The 18,640-nt window shown below is 60.5% G+C and carries 13 protein-coding genes and 1 tRNA gene; 1 reads left to right on the top strand and 13 read right to left on the bottom strand.

Annotation, left to right across the window (positions count from 1 at the left end):
- Positions 1–60: 60 nt before the first annotated feature.
- The 13 genes from AF70_RS25560 to rnr form a co-directional block, all read right to left on the bottom strand.
- The gene (locus AF70_RS25560; protein WP_028940161.1) at positions 61–951 is read right to left on the bottom strand and encodes a transglutaminase family protein; all 891 of its coding nucleotides are present in this window, start codon (positions 949–951) and stop codon (positions 61–63) included.
- The gene (locus tag AF70_RS25565) at positions 951–3,437 is read right to left on the bottom strand and encodes a circularly permuted type 2 ATP-grasp protein (protein WP_028940162.1); all 2,487 of its coding nucleotides are present in this window, start codon (positions 3,435–3,437) and stop codon (positions 951–953) included. The genes AF70_RS25560 and AF70_RS25565 overlap by 1 nt, the downstream gene beginning before the upstream one ends.
- Positions 3,438–3,525: 88 nt before the next feature.
- Positions 3,526–6,801 carry a DUF2126 domain-containing protein gene (locus AF70_RS25570; protein WP_028940163.1) on the bottom strand — a complete coding sequence of 1,092 codons (3,276 nt, stop codon included), beginning with the start codon at positions 6,799–6,801 and terminating at the stop codon, positions 3,526–3,528.
- 188 nt (positions 6,802–6,989) lie between these two features.
- Positions 6,990–7,439 (bottom strand): hypothetical protein, encoded by a 450-nt coding sequence (locus tag AF70_RS25575; RefSeq protein ID WP_019582210.1) that lies wholly within the window; start codon positions 7,437–7,439, stop codon positions 6,990–6,992.
- On the bottom strand, positions 7,436–8,356 hold the full coding sequence (locus AF70_RS25580; protein WP_019582209.1) for a hypothetical protein: 921 nt from the start codon (positions 8,354–8,356) through the stop codon (positions 7,436–7,438). Before AF70_RS25580 ends, AF70_RS25575 begins: the two co-directional genes overlap by 4 nt.
- 214 nt (positions 8,357–8,570) lie before the next feature.
- The gene (locus tag AF70_RS25585) at positions 8,571–10,874 is read right to left on the bottom strand and encodes a YgiQ family radical SAM protein (protein ID WP_019582208.1); all 2,304 of its coding nucleotides are present in this window, start codon (positions 10,872–10,874) and stop codon (positions 8,571–8,573) included.
- A gap of 209 nt (positions 10,875–11,083) precedes the next feature.
- Positions 11,084–12,481, bottom strand: coding sequence for a replicative DNA helicase (dnaB, locus tag AF70_RS25590; RefSeq protein ID WP_019650685.1), 1,398 nt, complete (start codon positions 12,479–12,481; stop codon positions 11,084–11,086).
- Positions 12,482–12,617: 136 nt separating this feature from the next.
- On the bottom strand, positions 12,618–13,064 hold the full coding sequence (gene rplI, locus AF70_RS25595; RefSeq protein ID WP_007939577.1) for a 50S ribosomal protein L9: 447 nt from the start codon (positions 13,062–13,064) through the stop codon (positions 12,618–12,620).
- A 19-nt stretch (positions 13,065–13,083) separates the two neighbouring features.
- Positions 13,084–13,977 carry a hypothetical protein gene (locus AF70_RS25600; RefSeq protein ID WP_019582207.1) on the bottom strand — a complete coding sequence of 298 codons (894 nt, stop codon included), beginning with the start codon at positions 13,975–13,977 and terminating at the stop codon, positions 13,084–13,086.
- A 36-nt stretch (positions 13,978–14,013) separates the two neighbouring features.
- Positions 14,014–14,244, bottom strand: a complete 231-nt coding sequence (gene rpsR, locus AF70_RS25605; protein ID WP_002551829.1) for a 30S ribosomal protein S18 — start codon at positions 14,242–14,244, stop codon at positions 14,014–14,016.
- A gap of 28 nt (positions 14,245–14,272) precedes the next feature.
- The gene (gene rpsF, locus AF70_RS25610) at positions 14,273–14,695 is read right to left on the bottom strand and encodes a 30S ribosomal protein S6 (protein ID WP_007939579.1); all 423 of its coding nucleotides are present in this window, start codon (positions 14,693–14,695) and stop codon (positions 14,273–14,275) included.
- 234 nt (positions 14,696–14,929) lie between these two features.
- Positions 14,930–15,697: a 23S rRNA (guanosine(2251)-2'-O)-methyltransferase RlmB gene (rlmB, locus tag AF70_RS25615; RefSeq protein WP_018928494.1), complete on the bottom strand. Its 768-nt coding sequence runs from the start codon at positions 15,695–15,697 to the stop codon at positions 14,930–14,932.
- Positions 15,694–18,324: a ribonuclease R gene (gene rnr / locus AF70_RS25620; protein WP_019582206.1), complete on the bottom strand. Its 2,631-nt coding sequence runs from the start codon at positions 18,322–18,324 to the stop codon at positions 15,694–15,696. Before rnr ends, rlmB begins: the two co-directional genes overlap by 4 nt.
- A 226-nt stretch (positions 18,325–18,550) precedes the next feature.
- On the opposite strand from rnr, the gene AF70_RS25625 reads away from it, so the two are divergent.
- Positions 18,551–18,637, top strand: a tRNA-Leu gene (locus AF70_RS25625).
- The last annotated feature ends 3 nt before the right edge of the window (positions 18,638–18,640 follow it).

Genomic DNA, 18,640 nt, shown 5'->3' on the forward strand with positions numbered 1-18,640 from the left:
CCCTCACAGGCCAAATTGAAACCTTCCTCCAAAAAAACACATACCCACATGGGGTCTGCGCTACTCCAATGGCATCACTGTCACCCGAACTTCGGGATCATGGCTGCCACCGCCCAGAATCACCCCGCGCAAAGGCGACACATCGGAAAAATCCCGGCCCCAGGCCAGGGTGATGTGCTCCAGCGCCGGTTGCACATTGTTGGTCGGGTCAAAATCCACCCAACCCAGCACCGGGCAAAACACCGACACCCACGCATGCGACGCATCGGCGCCGATCAGCCGTGGCTGGCCCGGTGGGGGTTGGGTTAGCAGATAGCCGCTGATGTACCGCGCCGACAACCCACGGGAGCGCAGGCACGCGAGCATCAAATGCGCAAAGTCCTGGCAAACCCCACGACGCCTCTCCAGCACTTCCACCAACGGCGTCGCCACTTGGGTCGCCTCGGCGTCGAAGGTGAACTCGCTGAAGATCTTCTCCATCAACGCTTGAACACCCAGCAGCAATGGCCGGCCAGCAGGAAAGCAACTTTCGGAGAACTCGACAAAACTGCGTTTCAAATGCACGTAGGGCGATTCGAAGCGGTAACGGCAGGCTTCCAGCAACGCAGGCGAGAGTGGCTGACCGCTGTAGGTCAGCGCGTTGCAGGTCGCTTCCCAGGCCGGCGATTGATTGAAGTCCAGCGACGGCCGTTCCAGCACTTCGACGGTGAGCCGAGCGTTGACCAGCAATTCATCGTGGGGGCGCTCGAACGCCAACCGGGTCAGCGGATTGCCGAACACATCCAGCTCATCCCTGCGTGAAGTCGGCTGGGGACTGATCTGCAACTGCTGCTCGGTGCAGCGCTGCCAGGCACAGGCCCGCGGCCACAGATGTGCCAGTTGCTGGGCCAGGGACACCGGGCTGTCGTAGTGATAATGGGTGTCGTGGAAGATCTGGTAATGGGCACTCATCAGACGGACACCGTGCGCTGGCTGACATCATCGACATGGGCGAAATGGCGCAAGGCCAGGCGATCCGACACCTGTCCGCTGGCATCGGCAATCTCTTGCAGCAGATCCGCCAGCCCCTCTACGGCGGCATGAACACTGGCCTCGCCGAACAGCGAGTTCTCCAGGCAGCCCAGATCGAAGTGCGCCAGCCGCTCCACCAACTGCAGCAGACCTGTTTCGCGCGGCGCGCCGAAGTCGTCATTCAAGCGCTTCAACGTACGGGTCACCAGTTTCAACTGGAACAGCACCGCGTGCGGGTTTTGTTCATCGAGCAGCAACAGGTCGAGCACCGGGATCAATTGCGCCACCGCCAGGTACCGCGAGCGGTAGGTGATGCTGCTGTTACCCAGTTCCAGCAGCCATTCCAGCCCGGCCTGATCGAAAGCCCCGGCACCGCGCAAAAACGCCGCCAGACTGCCGCTGAGAAATTGCAGCCGTTCGATCCGCCGACCGATCATCAGGAAACGCCAGCCTTCGTCCCGGGTCATGTCGTCGAGGGCAAAGCCGGACAGCGCCGCCAGCGACATCACCAATCGGTTGAGGAAGTCCAGCAACTCGCCGAAATCCGGCTCTTCGGTTTCCAGCTCCATGGCCTCGCGCTGCAACTCCACCAGCGCTTGCCAGTTCTCTCGCGAGAGCTTGCCGCGTACTTGCGACGCCGCCCACTGCAAACGCTGCAGATTGGAGCGCAGGCTGAACGGCCAATCATCGCCGAGCAGCGCCGCCAGCAATCGTTCCGGCAACTCACCCTCCTCCGGCAACAGATTCAGGCGTTCACCGAGATCGACCGCCGCCTCCAGGGCTTGCGGGTCATCGCCATCGACATAGCGCGCGAGCATGACCCGCAGCAGCCGCGCGCTGTCATCGCAGCGCTCGCAATAACGGCCAAACCAGAACAGGTTCTCGACCACCCGCGATGGCAGATACGGATCACGACGTACCAGATCGTGAACGCCAATGTTGCGCTGGGCTTTCCATTGTTCGCCGCTGGGCGGGCGGTCGCCCAACACCCAGGTGTCCTTGCTCGCACCGCCGCGTTGCATCGACACCGCTTCGGCATCGGCCTCGGCGGCAACCCGGGTCAGGCCACCAGACAGCACTCGATAACCGTCCCGACTGGCCACCGCATACACGCGCATGCCGATGGCCCGAGGTTGCAACTGTCCGCCTTCGGCCTGCCAGATCGGCGCCTGGGACAGTTGCGCCAATTCTTGCGCAACATAGGCATAAGGCCGTGCCTGCATGCGCTCGGCCAGAGCCTGGCGCTGTTTTTCACTCAAATCACGCCCAAACACCGGTGCAAAGCTCTGCGACGGAAACGCCGGCTTGATCAACAGTTCCGGCAGTTTTTCCAGGGCCTGGGCCAGCACCGGCGCTTCGCCGCACCACCAAGTTGCGATGGACGGCAGGATCAACTCTTCGCCGAACAGGAATTGATTGATTTTCGGCAGGAAGCCCAGCAAACCCGGCGACTCCAGCACACCGCTGCCGAGGGCGTTGGCCACCAGCACCCGGCCCTGACGCACCGCTTCGAGCAGCCCTGGCACGCCAAGTGCCGAGTCGGTGCGCAGCTCCAGCGGGTCGCAGAAATCATCGTCGAGCCGACGCATGATCGCGTGAACCCGGCGCAACCCGCTCAAGGTTTTCAGATAGACCGTGGCATCGCGGACGGTCAGATCGCCGCCTTCCACCAGTGGATAACCGAGCTGACGAGCCAGGTACAAGTGCTCGAAATAGCTTTCGTTGAAACGCCCCGGTGTCAGCAGGACCACCAGTGGCGCTTCATCATCGCTCGGCGCCTGCCGGGCGAGTGTTTCCTGAAGTGTGCGAAAGAACCCGGCCAGGTGCCGCACCTTCAAGTCGCGGTACAACTCGGGGAAGGCTCGGGACACGATGGTGCGGTTTTCCAGGGCGTAACCGGCACCGGATGGCGCTTGAGTGCGGTCGGCGGTCACCCACCAGCGACCGTCAGGCGTGCGCGCCAAATCCACGGCATACAGATGCAGAAAAGCCCCATCGGGCGGTGCAATGCCCTGGCAAGGCCAGAGGAAGTTGTTATGACCGAACACCAGTTCAGCCGGCAGCAGGCCTTCGGCGATCAAGCGTTGAGGACCGTACAGGTCCGCCAGCACAGCATTGAGCAAACGCGCCCGTTGAGCGATCCCGGCCGAAAGTTGCTGCCACTCATCGGCTGCAATCACATGAGGCAACAAATCCAGCTCCCATGGCCGATCAGCGCCCTTGGGGTCGGCGTAGACGTTGTAGGTCACGCCGTTTTCCTGAATCTGCCGGGTCAGCAGCGCCTGACGCTGCACCAGTTGCGCTGGCGTGCTGCGTTGCAATTGATCGAACAGCCGCCGCCAGTGCGGGCGCACGGCGCCGCTGTTGTCGAGCAGTTCGTGATAGGTGCCCGCAGTCAACGGGTAGCGGTCAAGCAGGTCAGGCATGGAAAGCTCGGCAGACAGCAAAGAACGGTCAGACTAACGCAGGCTCATGACGCCCGGATAGACGAAAAATCCGAGCGTCGCGTACGGTTTAAAAGCGTCGCAAATCGAGCGTCATCGGCAGCTCGTCGTTGATTTCCAGTTTCGGTACAGGAAGTTTCCCCGGCGTGTGTCCGATGCGGAAGAAACGCGCCATCCGCCGACTCTCGGCCTCATTGGCGTTCACCGGCAGGCTGTCGTAGTTGCGCCCGCCCGGATGGGCGACGTGGTACTGACAACCACCCAGCGAACGCCCCATCCAGGTGTCGAGCAAGTCGAACACCAGCGGTGCGTGGACCGGGATAGTCGGTTGCAGACAGTTGTACGGTTGCCAGGCACGGAAACGTACACCGGCGACGAACTCGCCGACCCGACCGGTAGGTTGCAACGGCACCGGGATGCCATTGCAGGTCAGCAGATAACGTTGCGGCGGCAACCCCGTCAGCTTGACCTGCAAACGTTCCAGGGACGAATCCACATAACGCACTGTACCGCCCGCGCCGCCCTCTTCGCCCAACACATGCCAGGGCTCCAGCGCCTGACGCAATTCCAGTTCGATGCCGCTGACGGCGTAGTCGCCGACCTTGGGAAAACGGAACTCCAGATGCGCCGCGAACCACTCGGCCCGCACCGGATAACCGGCGGCATTCAGGTCGACGATCACATCGGCGAAATCTTGCTCGATAAAGTGCGGCAGCAGGAACCGGTCGTGCAGTTCGGTGCCCCAACGCGCGAGTTTCGGCGGCGCATAAGGCTCGCGCCAGAACCGCGCCACCAGCGCCCGCAACAACAACTGCTGAGCCAGGCTCATGCGCGCATGGGGCGGCATTTCAAAGGCTCGCAGTTCCAGCAAGCCAAGGCGTCCGGTGGCGCCGTCCGGTGAATAGAGTTTGTCGATACAGAACTCGGCGCGGTGGGTGTTGCCGGTCACGTCGATCAGCAAATTGCGCAACAAGCGATCCACCAGCCATGGCGGGCATTCTTCGCCCGGCTTCGGCATCTGGGCGAAGGCGATTTCCAGTTCATACAGCGAATCGTTGCGCGCTTCGTCCACCCGCGGTGCCTGGGATGTCGGGCCGATGAACAGCCCGGAAAACAGGTAGGACAAGGACGGGTGGTTATGCCAGTAGCTGATCAGGCTGCGCAGCAGGTCCGGACGGCGCAGAAACGGTGAGTCAGCCGGGGTCGCGCCCCCCAGGACGAAATGGTTACCGCCGCCGGTGCCGGTGTGCCGGCCGTCGATCATGAATTTCTCGGTGGTCAGCCGGGTCTGGCGCGCCTCTTCGTAAAGAAACTCGGTACGTTCCACCAACTCGTCCCAGGTAGCGGACGGCTGGACGTTGACCTCGATCACGCCCGGATCCGGGGTAATGCGAAAGTTGCTCAGACGCGGATCGCTCGGCGGTTCATAGCCTTCCAGCAATACCGGGCAATGCAGTTCCTCGGCGGTGGCTTCGATGGCGGCGACCAGTTCCAGGTAGTCCTCGACCCGCTCCAGTGGCGGCATGAACAGGTACAACCGACCTTCACGTGCTTCGGCGCAGAACGCGGTGCGGGTCAGCCAGTCGGCGGACTGGTCGATCTCGGGCACACGTTCGTCGGCCGTTTTCGGTTGAGCGTGATTCTGTAGCTGGTCGGTGTCCGGTAGCGCCGGGAAATCCTGATTCGGGTCCGTGGGATGAATGAATGGGTACTCCGCAGCTTTCACCCAAGGCTGCGAACCGAGCGGCAAGCGATAACCCAGTGGCGAATCCCCCGGCACCAACCGGCAGTGTTCCTCGCGCAGGTACCAGCGACCGCTCTGCCATTGATCGCCCTTGGCGGTGCGCGCCAGCGGCAGGACCTGACCGATGACCTTGTCCAGGCCTTGGCTGAAGACTTTGCGCAGGCGCGCACGCTCCAGAGGTTCTTCCAGGCGTGAGTCTTCGGCGCTGACGTTTTGCGGTAAAGCGCCTTCGCGCCAGAGGTAATAGAAATTGTCTTCGTAGGCCGGGAACACGAAGCGTGTCGGAATTTTCAAGCGTTCGGCGACACTCGCCAGGAAACGCCCGGCCAGTTCGCCATCGGCGCCGTAATCTTCCCGCTCGTCGGCAATCAGCGCGCTGTTATGCCAGATCGGCACGCCATCGCGGCGCCAATAGCAGTTCAGCGACCAGCGCGGCAGTTGCTCGCCTGGGTACCACTTGCCTTGACCGAAATGTACCAGGCCCTTGGGCGCGTAATGCTTGCGCATGCGCTGGAACAGTTCGGCTGACAGCCGACGCTTGTCTGGCCCGAGCGCGGCGGTGTTCCACTCGGCGCCGTCCGGGTCATCAATGGAAACGAACGTCGGCTCGCCGCCCATGGTCAGGCGCACGTCACCTTCGAGCAAATCAGCATCGATCTGCCGGCCCAATGCCTGAATCGCCAGCCATTGGTCTTCGGTGTAGGGTTTGGTAACCCTTGGCGCTTCCCAAATCCGCTCGACCGACATTTCGTGGGTGAATTCGCACTCGCACGGTTCCACCAAACCACTGATCGGTGCCGCAGAGGATGGGTCGGGGCTGCACGCCAACGGAATGTGTCCTTCACCGGCAAACAACCCTGAGGTTGCGTCCAGGCCGATCCAGCCGGCACCGGGCAAATAGACTTCGCACCAGGCATGCAGGTCAGTGAAGTCCACTTCGGTGCCCGAGGGACCGTCGAGGCTTTTGACATCGGCGGTCAGCTGGATCAGGTAACCGGAGACGAATCGCGCCGCCAGGCCGAGGTTGCGCAGCAATTGCACCAGCAACCACGCCGAGTCGCGGCAGGAGCCGGAGGCCTGTTCGAGGGTGTATTCCGGAGTCTGTACGCCAGGCTCCATGCGAATCAGGTAACCGATGTCTTCGCTCAGGCGCTGGTTGATCGCGACGAGGAAATCCACGCTGGGCAGCGGCGTGCGGTCGATGCCGTCCAGATAGGCCTTGAATGTCGGCGTCAGCGGCAAGGTTTCCAGGTACGGCGCCAGTTCTTTGCGCTCATCCGCTGCATAGGCGAAAGGGATCTTCTCGGCGTAGGGCTCGAGGAAGAAGTCGAAGGGATTGAAGACTGCCATCTCGGCCAGCAGGTCGACTTCGATCCTCAGTTCATCGGTTTTCTCCGGGAACACCAACCGCGCCAGGTAATTGCCCTGAGGGTCTTGCTGCCAGTTGATGAAATGCTGCTCGGGCGAGACTTTCAGCGCATAGGACAGTATCCGCGTGCGGCTGTGGGCAGCCGGGCGCAGGCGAACGATCTGCGGACCGAGCTCGACGGCGCGGTCGTAGCGGTAATGCGTGACGTGATGCAATGCGACATGAATCGACACGGCGGCCTCCTGCGAGCCAGGGCATAGACACAAAGCGCGCAAGACTTATGCCAGAGCGGCGGTCATTGCGCTTTATCAACAGACCCGGTGCAGTACAGCACCAAAACGGCGCCGTGGCCGCGGTTATGGTGCGAGAGTTGCACATATTTGTGGCGCACGTGTGAAGGGCGGGGCCCGAATCTACCCAACTAACGGGCTTTGTGCTTTGCAATAACAGCTTGGCGCAAGTGACGTACTTCAAGCAGCTTCTGGCGCATCTCGCGGTGACGCTTGCTGTTGAGCAGCAATAGCGCCAGCAATGGGAACAACAACGTCACAGCATAAGTCAGGGGATGCACCTCATATGCAATGGTGGGCAATACCCCAAGAAAACAAAGGGCCAGAAGCACAACCAGAGGCCGCACCCAATGCGGACGACCGCGCGCGACCATGAAATGGCAGTGCACGACAATGAGGGTCAGCGCGATCCCCCCGAAAAACGAGTACTTGGTGTTGTCAGCCAACGGAAGGCTTCGAAAATAGCTTTCGAAAAACAAAGGCACCGCAAAGACCAGGGTAAAAATTGACGCGAATATTGCCCCCATGAAGACCGGGAAATACTTCGATAGAAAATTGCGAATGCTGGGCAGCTCATTCATTGCTCAGCCTCCTCGTACAGACCTACGGCAATGGTGCGGACATTCCCCGAAATTGCACTGCCGGTAAAACCGATAGCGGCGCCCAAGGCGTCTTTTATCTGAGTGACCGTTGCATTCTTGACCTCGGTGGGTGTGAAACGCTTGGGCAATTCGCCCGACAACTGCTTCAACTTGATCATCTTCGACGTCAAGCGCGGGTCGTTGATGCTCAATAGTTCTTTGGTCAGTTTGGCACGTTCCTGTCGATTCAGCCCCCTGAGCACTTCCCTGACACTTTTCCCGGTCGTGGCCTTATTCAGCCTGACCAGTTTGAGCGTTGTCAGCGTGGATGCGCCTACCCCGACCAAGGACGCAGCATCCAGCGCAATCATGGTGTACTGGTACCACTCTTCGCTGTCGAGCTCATCGTTACGGGCGGGGTTGACGATCTCATTGCGGGTCCGATAGCCGCTGGCAAAACACTGCACTGAGCTGGCAGCCGCAGCGGTATAACCGAGCGCAGCGACCACCGTACTTGCCCCCGCCGAAAACGGAATAGCCACGGAACCACTGAGCACTACGATCCAGCCGATCACTGCACCCGCGCACGATAAGCTGGTGTTGACTGCCTCACCAACCAGGCGCGATTCGCGCGGATTGTCCTGCACCTGCTGGGCGAATTGCGCAGGCGCAATGTACTTCTGCGCCTCGCGCAAAATGATCCGCTTGGGCTTGATGCTGCAAATCGGCTTGAACTCGCGCAGGGTCACTACGTTGAACTCAGCGTCAATGTACACCACGCCCGCGCCGACGATTCCGGGGTCGGCGTCAATGGCGGCGAACAGGCGTGGCAGGTTGATCTGGCTTTCGATGCGTTGGCGGGCCATGAACTGGGAGGGGCTGTAATCCATGCCGATGCCCGGTAAGGGGTTGCTCATGTGAATCGTCCTTGAGAATCGGGGGTGAGATCTTTATTGCCCGTGCCGCCGTCATCGCGGGCGAGCCCGGCTCCCACAGGATTGGGCGTTATACAGGGAAATCGGTTGTCCGGGCAGCCGTTGAAGTGCGCGCCACCTTAGCAAACAGGCCGCACACTCGCTAGAAAACAAAACGCCAGCACTAAGGCTGGCGTTTTGCGATATGGCGCGGAGATTAACGCGGCACGACCGGCTTGCGCGCAGGCTTCGGCCCCTTGCCTTTGGCCGCGTCCTTACGCTCCTTGGCAGCCTGCTGGTTGCGGGCGAATGCCGCCGCCTTGGCCTGTTCACGCTTGTCCCACGGGTTACCGCCATCGCTGGCACGCGGTGGCAGGCCGGTGTGCTGGGTCAGGATCTTGGTGGTCGTTTCCTTGGCCACTTTGTGGCTGCCAGCCGGCGTCGAGTTCTTGCGACGGGCGCTCTGGTAGCTGTCGGTCGCTGGCTGATGCAACGGGATCAACTGGTTCTTGCCCGGCCCGATCAGGTCGGCGCGGCCCATGCGGGTCAGCGCTTCACGCAGCATCGGCCAGCCTTTCGGGTCGTGATAACGCAAGAACGCTTTGTGCAGGCGACGCTGCTCTTCGCTCTTGACGATGGTCACGCCGTCGCTCTTGTAAGTGACCTTGCGCAGCGGGTTCTTGCCCGAGTGGTACATCGCGGTGGCGGTGGCCATCGGCGACGGGTAGAACGCCTGCACCTGGTCGGCACGGAAACCGTTGCCCTTGAGCCACAGGGCCAGGTTCATCATGTCTTCGTCGGTGGTGCCCGGGTGAGCGGCGATGAAGTACGGAATCAGGTACTGCTCTTTCCCGGCTTCCTTGGTGTACTTCTCGAACATGCGCTTGAACTTGTCATAGCTGCCGATGCCCGGTTTCATCATCTGGTTGAGCGGACCTTCCTCGGTGTGTTCCGGGGCGATCTTCAGGTAACCACCGACGTGGTGGGTCACCAGCTCCTTGACGTACTCCGGCGACTCGACCGCAAGGTCGTAGCGCAGGCCGGAGGCGATCAGGATCTTCTTCACACCCGGCAAGGCCCGGGCGCTGCGATAGAGCTGGATCAGCGACGAGTGATCGGTGTTGAGGTTCGGGCAAATGCCAGGGAACACGCATGAAGGCTTGCGGCACGCGGATTCGATTTCCGGGGTCTTGCAGGCGATGCGGTACATGTTCGCGGTCGGGCCGCCGAGGTCGGAAATGACACCGGTGAAGCCCGGTACCTTGTCGCGGATCTCTTCGATTTCGCGAATGATCGACTCTTCGGAACGGTTCTGGATGATCCGGCCTTCGTGCTCGGTGATCGAGCAGAAGGTGCAGCCGCCGAAGCAGCCACGCATGATGTTCACCGAGAAACGGATCATCTCATAGGCCGGGATCTTTTCCTTGCCGTACGCCGGGTGCGGAACGCGCGCGTAAGGCATGCCGAACACGTAGTCCATTTCTTCGGTGGTCATCGGAATCGGCGGCGGGTTGAACCAGACGTCTACCTCGCCATGCTTTTGCACCAACGCACGGGCGTTGCCCGGGTTGGTTTCCAGGTGCAGCACGCGGTTGGCGTGAGCGTAAAGCACCGCATCGCCACGGACTTTTTCAACCGACGGCAAACGAATCACGGTCTTGTCGCGGGTCATTTTCGGGCTGGCCAGGATCTGCACGACTTTGGCTTCTTCCGGGTCTTCGACCGGTCCCTTTTCCTGCTCAATGGCGCAGGCCGCGGTGTCTTGCGTGTTGACGTACGGGTTGATGATCTTGTCGATCTTGCCCGGACGGTCGATACGCGTGGAGTCGACTTCGTACCAGCCTTGCGGCGTATCACGGCGAATGAACGCGGTGCCGCGCACATCGGTGATGTCTTCGATCTTGTGACCATAGGACAGGCGCTGGGCGACTTCGACGATCGCACGCTCGGCGTTGCCGTAGAGCAGGATGTCGGCGCAGGCGTCGATCAGGATCGAGTTACGCACCCGATCCTGCCAGTAATCGTAGTGGGCGATGCGGCGCAGGGAGGCTTCGATACCGCCGAGCACAATCGGCACGTGCTTGTAGGCTTCCTTGCAGCGCTGGCTGTAAACCAGGCTCGCGCGGTCCGGACGTTTGCCCGCCAGGCCACCGGGGGTGTAGGCGTCGTCGGAACGGATTTTCTTGTCGGCGGTGTAGCGGTTGATCATCGAGTCCATGTTGCCGGCCGCGACACCGAAAAACAGGTTCGGCTCGCCAAGTTTCATGAAGTCGTCTTTGGACTGCCAGTTCGGCTGCGCAATGATCCCGACGCGGAAGCCCTGGGCCTCCAGCAGCCGGCCGATGATCGCCATGCCGAACGACGGATGGTCGACGTAGGCATCACCGGTGACGATGATGATGTCGCAGGAATCCCAGCCGAGCTGATCCATCTCCTCCCTGCTCATCGGCAGGAATGGCGCTGGCCCGAAACATTCGGCCCAGTACTTGGGATAGTCAAATAACGGCTTGGCTGCTTGCATGTCGATAACCGGTGTTGGCTTTCATTGAATTTCGCGGGCGCGGAATATAGCACAAATTTTGACCAATTCCGACGGCTATGGTCGGAAATTGGTGGCGCGCCCTTCGCGGGCAAGCCTCGCTCCTACAGGGATCACGCATCTCCCTGTAGGAGCGAGCGGTGCGGCGATCCGACTTGCCCGCAAAGAGGCCCTACCAGGCACCAAATATCTTATTCGTCATCGTCGAAGTTGTAGCTACCCGGCGCCAGGTTTTCAAATCGGGTGTATTTGCCGATGAAGGCCAGGCGGATAAAGCCGATCGGGCCGTTCCGCTGCTTGCCGATGATAATTTCGGCAATGCCTTTGTGTTCGGTTTCCGGGTGATACACCTCGTCCCGGTAAACGAACATGATCACGTCGGCGTCCTGCTCGATCGCTCCCGATTCCCGCAAGTCGGAGTTCACCGGGCGCTTGTTCGGGCGTTGTTCCAGGGAACGGTTGAGCTGGGACAGTGCCACCACCGGGCAGTTGAATTCCTTGGCCAGGGCTTTCAGGGACCGGGAGATCTCGGAAATCTCGTTGGTCCGGTTGTCACCACTGGACCCCGGGATCTGCATCAGTTGCAGGTAGTCGATCATGATCAGACCGATCTCACCGTGCTCACGCACCAGACGACGGGTCCGGGCGCGCATTTCCGAGGGGCTGATACCCGCCGTGTCGTCGATGAACAACTTGCGATCGTTGAGCAGGTTGACCGCCGACGTCAGGCGCGGCCAGTCGTCGTCTTCCAGGCGACCGGCCCGGACCTTGGTCTGATCGATACGACCGAGGGACGACAGCATACGCATGATCAGCGATTCGCCTGGCATCTCGAGGGAGTAGACCAGGACAGCCTTCTCGCTGCGCAGCACGGCGTTTTCCACCAGGTTCATCGCAAAGGTGGTTTTACCCATGGACGGACGACCGGCGACGATGATCAGGTCGGCCGGTTGCAGGCCACTGGTCTTCTCGTCGAGGTCGGTGTAACCGGTGGACAGGCCGGTGATCGAGTTGTCGGTGTTGAACAAGGTGTCGATGCGGTCGATGGCCTTGGTCAGCAGGTCGTTGACACTGACCGGGCCGCCGGTTTTCGGGCGAGCCTCGGCAATCTGGAAGATCTGCCGTTCGGCCTCGTCGAGAATCTCGGCGGCGGTGCGGCCTTCAGGGTTGAAAGCGCTGTCGGCGATTTCGGTACTGATGCCGATCAACTGGCGCAGGGTTGCCCGCTCGCGAACGATCTGGGCATAGGCCTTGATGTTGGCGACGGACGGCGTGTTTTTTGCCAGTTCGCCAAGGTAACCGAGACCGCCGACCTGGGACGTCTGACCTTCCTTGTCCAATTGCTCGGCCAGGGTCACGACGTCGATTGGCTGGTTCTGGTCCGCCAGTTTGGCGATGGCCCGGAAGATCAGACGGTGGTCATGCCGATAGAAATCGCCGTCGGAGACTTGATCGAGCACGCGTTCCCAGGCGTTGTTGTCCAGCATCAGCCCACCGAGCACGGCCTGTTCGGCCTCGATGGAATGCGGCGGCACCTTCAGGGCAGCGGTTTGCAGATCGTATTGCTCGGGAGCGGAGATATCGTTCATGGCCACTTGGTTTATTCAGGAAAAGCAGGGATTGTGAAAATCAGGAACTGCAGAAAGACAAAGGGCACGACCTGTAAACAGGATCGTGCCCGATGTTACCGGCAAGCACCCGAGGGTGCCAGCCGACAAGTGCTGCTTAAGCTGCTACCACGACAACGCGTACGGTGGCTTCAACTTCGGCGTGCAGGTGCACGGCTACGTCGAATTCGCCTACGTTGCGGATGGTGCCGTTCGGCAGACGAACTTCGCTTTTTGCAACTTCAACGCCGGAGGCGGTCAGTGCATCAGCGATGTCGTGGGTGCCGATCGAACCGAACAGCTTGCCTTCGTCACCAGCGGTGGCAGTGATAGTCACTTCCAGCTCAGCCAGTTGGGCGGCACGGCTTTCAGCCGATGCTTTACGGTCTGCTGCGGCTTTTTCCAGCTCAGCGCGACGCTCTTCGAACGCAGCCAGGTTGGCTGGGGTCGCAGCGGTAGCTTTGCCGTAAGGCAGCAGGTAGTTACGGCCGTAACCAGCCTTAACGTTCACTTTGTCACCCAGGTTGCCCAGGTTGGTGACTTTTTCCAGAAGGATCAGTTGCATGTGAAAATCCTCTTAACTTTTAACCTTCACCGTTCGCGCTATCGGCATCTTTCGGTGCCGAACGACCGCGAAAATCAATCAGGCTGTCGACGATGGCCAGGACCACCAGCAACGGATAGATCAGTTGCATGAACAGCAACAGCGTGACGTACAACCCCACCAGCCAGAACTTGGCCAGTCGCTTTTGCGCCACCAGCCCGTGAATCAGGGCCAGCCCGGCGAACACCAGCGGTACGCTGCACAACGGCGTCAACATGGCCATCTGCGGGCCAAGATTTGGCCCCAGAAGCATTAACGCCAGCAGCAACATCGCCGGTCCCAGCGGGATTCGGATGGCGCGAAACTCGCGACCAAAACCACCCGGGTTGTACAACAACGCCTGCCAGTAGCGCCCGACAATCAGGCTCAGCACACTGACGATTTGCAACAAGGCCGCAATCAGGCCGGTCAGGACCGGTGCAATCAGGGACGCAAAGCGCGCTTGCTCGTCTACCGACAATTGCTGGTAGACCTCACCGAGTAGCGACGGCATGACTTTTATCAAAGCCTGCGCCAGCATCTCGATCTGGGGCGCAAAAGCCGCCCCCAGCACCACTGAAAACACCAATCCCATCGCTATGCTGACCAGCAGCACGCGGTTCCAGGACTCGCTTGCGCGCAAAACCAACGCAAGGCTCGAAGACCCCAGCAGCACCAGAAGTGCCCGTGGGTCGTCGAAGAAAAGCCACCAGATCAACGCCGGCAGCAGTCCCAGAGCAAGTACGCCAACGGCGTCCTTCAATCCGCGCCGCAGGAGCACAAGGCATCCAGCGGCAGCACCCAACCAATACAACAACGGCAATGTTGCGCATCCGGCCACTACCAGAGTGGCCTGCATACGGCCGCGCATGATGAACTCAGCTAAGGCGCGCATGCATTCAATCCTTTGCTACGTGTCGACTGCCCGGTCTCAGCGGCCGTGGCTGTCGGTGTAGGCCAGCAGGGCCAGGAAGCGGGCGCGCTTGATAGCGGTGGCCAGCTGACGCTGATAACGTGCTTTGGTACCGGTGATGCGGCTTGGAACGATTTTGCCGGTCTCGGATACGTAAGCTTTCAGAGTGTTGAGATCTTTGTAATCGATCTCTTTCACGTCTTCAGCGGTGAAGCGGCAGAATTTACGACGACGGAAGAAACGTGCCATGTAATAGGCTCCTCAAAAGGTCCGTGGATTACTCGTCAGCGTTATCGCTGTTGTCGCTGTCATCACTGTCAACGCCTTCAGCGTCGGAGTGCTCAGGACGGTCGCGACGCTCACGGCGCTCACTGCGGTTTTCTTCAGCCTTGAGCATCTCGGATTGGCCGGTAACGGCTTCTTCGCGACGGATGACCAGGTTACGGATCACTGCATCGTTGTAGCGGAAGTTGTCTTCCAGCTCGGCCAGGGCCTTGCCAGTGCACTCAACGTTCAGCATCACGTAGTGAGCCTTGTGAACATTGTTGATTGCGTAGGCCAGTTGACGACGGCCCCAATCTTCCAGACGGTGGATTTTGCCGCCGTCTTCTTCGATCAGCTTGGTGTAACGCTCAACCATGCCGCCGACTTGCTCGCTTTGATCCGGGTGGACCAAAAAGATGATTTCGTAATGACGCATGAATGCTCCTTACGGGTTGTAGCCTGCCGCTCAAAAGCGGTCAGACAAGGAGTGAATGACACTTATGGACTTGCTTGCGATAGACACATGCGTGCCTGCCGTCACAGCAAGGGGCGCAATTGTAGAGAAGGGTCGAGGGAGGTGCAAGGCAATTGGTGATTATTTGAACAATCACTTCGACTGGAAAGCCGAACACTTGCAGGAGCCGCCTGCGGCGACTCCTGCAGAGGAGTCTCAGGACTTTTTGGCGGTCCCGGCGGCTTTGACGCCACGCTGGCGCAGCGCTTCGAACAGGCAGACGCCGGTGGCGACGGACACGTTGAGGCTGCTGACGCTGCCAGCCATCGGCAGGCGCACCAAATAGTCGCAAAGGTCGCGAGTCAGGCGGCGCATGCCGCTACCTTCGGCACCCATGATCAGGATGGTCGGGCCCGTCAGGTCCTGCTGATACAGATCCTGTTCAGCCTCGCCCGCCGTACCGACGACCCACAAGCCGCGCTGCTTGAGTTTTTCCAGGGTGCGCGCCAGGTTGGTCACGGCGACCAACGGAATCACTTCCGCCGCGCCACAAGCAACTTTTCGAACCGTCGGGGTCAGCGTGGCTGATTTGTCCTTCGGCACGATCACCGCCAGCGCGCCGGCCGCATCGGCCGAACGCAGGCAAGCGCCGAGGTTGTGCGGATCGGTCACGCCGTCGAGCACCAGCAGCAAAGGCGCGCCTTCGGTGCGATCGAGCAGCTCGTCGAGCATGGCCTCGCCCCAGACCTGGCTCGGGCTCACGTCCGCCACCACGCCCTGGTGCACGCCTTCAACCCAGGCGTCCAGCTCGCGACGCTCAGCCTGACCGACGGCCACGCGATTTTCGGCAGCGAGTTCGATCAGCGTCTGAACGCGCGGATCGCTGCGGCCTTCAGCCAGCCAGATCTGCTTGACGCGTTTTGGGTGGTGACGCAGCAACGCTTCTACCGCGTGCACGCCGTAGATCTTTTCCAACTGACTCATGACTTGGCCTTAGGTTTACGCGCCCCGCCGCTTCTGGCGGCTGGAGCGGAACCCGCTTTTGGCGGGCCTTTACGGTGTTTGCTCGATTTGGCTGGCTTGCCGCCGGAGGCCTTGTCAGGCGCCGACCGCCCGGTCTTTCCCCCAGACGCCGCTTTACCGCCGCTTTTCGCTTCAGACAGCAATGCCTGTTTCATTTCACGACTTTTGCGCAACTCGGCATTTTTTGCCGCCGCATCGCTCGGACGATAGGCTTCGACGGCCTTTTCCTTGGCAGGACGACGCCCGGCCTTGGCCAGTACCGGCTCGGCAGCTGTTTTGATAGCAGGCGCTGCGGTTTCAGTGCCGCGCTTTTTGCGACCGATCGGTGCGCTGATGGTTTTTTCGGCCATCTCGAAGTCGATCTTGCGCTCGTCGAGGTCGACGCGCATGACGCGCACTTCAACGGTGTCGCCCAAGCGGAAGCTACGACCGGTACGCTCACCGGCGAGGCGATGGTGCACAGGATCGAAGTGGTAGTAGTCACCCGGCAGCGCGGTGACGTGCACCAGGCCTTCGACGTAAATATCGGTCAGTTCGACGAACAGGCCGAAACCGGTCACGGCGGTGATCACCCCCGGGAACGATTCGCCCACACGGTCTTTCATGAACTCGCACTTGAGCCAGTTCACTACGTCGCGGGTGGCTTCGTCGGCACGGCGCTCGCTCATCGAGCACTGTTCGCCGAGCTGCTCCAGGGTCGCTTCGTCGTACGGATAGATCCGCGCCTTCGGAATGGTCATCGCACCGGCACGGCGAACGTGCGGGGTGTCCATTTTCGAATGGATGACGCTGCGAATCGCCCGGTGCGTGAGCAAGTCCGGGTAGCGGCGAATAGGCGAAGTGAAGTGGGTATAGGCTTCGTAATTCAGGCCGAAGTGGCCCTGGTTATCGGCGCTGTACACCGCTTGGCTCAACGAGCGCAGCATGACGGTCTGGATCAGGTGGAAATCCGGACGATCCTTGATGCCCGCGAGCAAAGCCTGGTAATCCTTCGGCGACGGACCGTCCTTGCCTTTGTGCAGGGACAGGCCGAGCTCGCCGAGGAAGGCGCGCAGTTTTTCCAGACGCTCCGGCGGCGGGCCGTCGTGGACGCGATACAACGCAGGGATTTCGTGCTTCTTCAGGAATTCGGCGGTGGCCACGTTGGCCGCCAGCATGCATTCCTCAATCAGCTTGTGAGCATCGTTGCGAACGGTCGGACGGATTTCGGCAATCTTGCGCTCGGAACCGAAGATGATCCGGGTTTCCTGGGTTTCGAAATCGATCGCGCCGCGCACGTGACGAGCCGCCAGCAGAACCTTGTACAGCGCATACAGCTGCTTGAGGTGCGGCAGGACGTCGGTGTATTCACCACGAAGCTGACGCGCTTCGGTGGCTTTCGGCGTTTCCAGCATGGCGCTGACCTTGTTGTAGGTCAGGCGGGCATGGGAGTGAATCACCGCTTCGTAGAAGCAGTAGTCGGTCATTTCGCCGGATTTGGAGATAGTCATCTCGCAAACCATGGCCAGGCGATCGACGTGCGGGTTCAGCGAGCACAGGCCGTTGGACAACTGCTCAGGCAGCATCGGCACCACGCGCTCGGGGAAGTACACCGAGTTGCCGCGAACCTGGGATTCGTTATCCAGCGCCGAACCGATTTTCACGTAGCTGGAAACGTCGGCAATCGCCACGTACAACTTCCAGCCACCGGAGAACAGGCGCAGCTTGCCCGGCTTGGCTTCGCAGTAGACCGCGTCATCGAAGTCGCGCGCATCTTCACCGTCGATGGTCACGAACGGCAGATGACGCAGGTCGATGCGCTTCTCTTTGTCTTTCTCTTCGACTTCAGGCTTGAGCTTGGCGGCTTCTTTCAAGACCGCTTCAGGCCAGACGTGCGGAATATCGTAGGTGCGCAGGGCAACATCGATTTCCATGCCCGGCGCCATGTAGTTGCCCACCACCTCGACCACGTCGCCTTGCGGCTGGAAGCGTGGCGTCGGCCAGTGAGTGATCTTCACCTCAACGAACTGACCGATCTGCGCGTTGGCATTGCGACCTGGCGTCACCAGCACTTCTTGCTGGATCTTCGGATTGTCTGCGACGACGAAACCGATACCGCCCTCCTCGAAGTAACGACCGACGATGCTCTCGTGAGCACGGGACACCACTTCGACAATCATGCCTTCGCGGCGACCGCGACGGTCGAGGCCGGAAACACGTGCCAGGGCACGGTCGCCATCGAACACCAGGCGCATTTGCGCCGGGCTCATGAACAGGTCGTCACTGCCGTCGTCCGGGACCAGGAAGCCGAAACCGTCACGGTGACCGCTGATGCGGCCCAGGATCAGGTCGAGCTTGTCCACCGGCGCATAAGTGCCGCGACGGGTGTAGATGAGTTGAGCGTCGCGCTCCATGGCGCGCAGGCGGCGACGCAGGGCTTCGATCTGGTCTTCTGTGGTCAGACCAAACTCTTCGACCAGCTGCTCGCGGTTAGCAGGCGAACCTCGATCAGCAAGGTGCTGAAGGATCAGTTCGCGGCTAGGAATAGGGTTTTCATATTTTTCCGCTTCACGAGCGGCCTCGGGATCGAGGGACTGCCAATCGGCCATTAGAGAGTTTTCACCTTGTCTATATGCGGGTTAGTTTGGCATAGGCGTAATGAAACGGGAAATTTCAGGCTATGACAGCCCATCTAAAGCCCTTTATCGACACCGCGAAGCTGATTTGAATGCCGCCGGTAAAATTTTCCAGGTTTTTTTGATGACAGGGGTTTACAGTTAAAAAGACGCTCCGTATAGTGCGCGCCATCGACGACGCACTAGCGCTGCCGATACTGCCCAGATGGTGAAATTGGTAGACACGCCAGCTTCAGGTGCTGGTGACCGCAAGGTCGTGGAAGTTCGAGTCTTCTTCTGGGCACCAATT

It is taken from the genome of Pseudomonas sp. KD5, from assembly GCF_012932895.1.
In the GTDB taxonomy this organism is placed as follows: domain Bacteria; phylum Pseudomonadota; class Gammaproteobacteria; order Pseudomonadales; family Pseudomonadaceae; genus Aquipseudomonas.

Excerpts from the sequence above, each read along its gene's own strand:
- dnaB (WP_019650685.1), bottom strand. The coding sequence starts at position 12,481 with ATGAACGATATCTCCGCTCCCGAGCAATACGATCTGCAAACCGCTGCC.
- AF70_RS25565 (WP_028940162.1), bottom strand. The coding sequence starts at position 3,437 with ATGCCTGACCTGCTTGACCGCTACCCGTTGACTGCGGGCACCTATCAC.
- AF70_RS25560 (WP_028940161.1), bottom strand. The coding sequence starts at position 951 with ATGAGTGCCCATTACCAGATCTTCCACGACACCCATTATCACTACGAC.
- AF70_RS25575 (WP_019582210.1), bottom strand. The coding sequence starts at position 7,439 with ATGAATGAGCTGCCCAGCATTCGCAATTTTCTATCGAAGTATTTCCCG.
- AF70_RS25580 (WP_019582209.1), bottom strand. The coding sequence starts at position 8,356 with ATGAGCAACCCCTTACCGGGCATCGGCATGGATTACAGCCCCTCCCAG.
- AF70_RS25600 (WP_019582207.1), bottom strand. The coding sequence starts at position 13,977 with ATGCGCGCCTTAGCTGAGTTCATCATGCGCGGCCGTATGCAGGCCACT.
- rnr (WP_019582206.1), bottom strand. The coding sequence starts at position 18,324 with ATGGCCGATTGGCAGTCCCTCGATCCCGAGGCCGCTCGTGAAGCGGAA.
- rplI (WP_007939577.1), bottom strand. The coding sequence starts at position 13,064 with ATGCAACTGATCCTTCTGGAAAAAGTCACCAACCTGGGCAACCTGGGT.
- rpsF (WP_007939579.1), bottom strand. The coding sequence starts at position 14,695 with ATGCGTCATTACGAAATCATCTTTTTGGTCCACCCGGATCAAAGCGAG.
- rlmB (WP_018928494.1), bottom strand. The coding sequence starts at position 15,697 with ATGAGTCAGTTGGAAAAGATCTACGGCGTGCACGCGGTAGAAGCGTTG.
- AF70_RS25585 (WP_019582208.1), bottom strand. The coding sequence starts at position 10,874 with ATGCAAGCAGCCAAGCCGTTATTTGACTATCCCAAGTACTGGGCCGAA.
- rpsR (WP_002551829.1), bottom strand. The coding sequence starts at position 14,244 with ATGGCACGTTTCTTCCGTCGTCGTAAATTCTGCCGCTTCACCGCTGAA.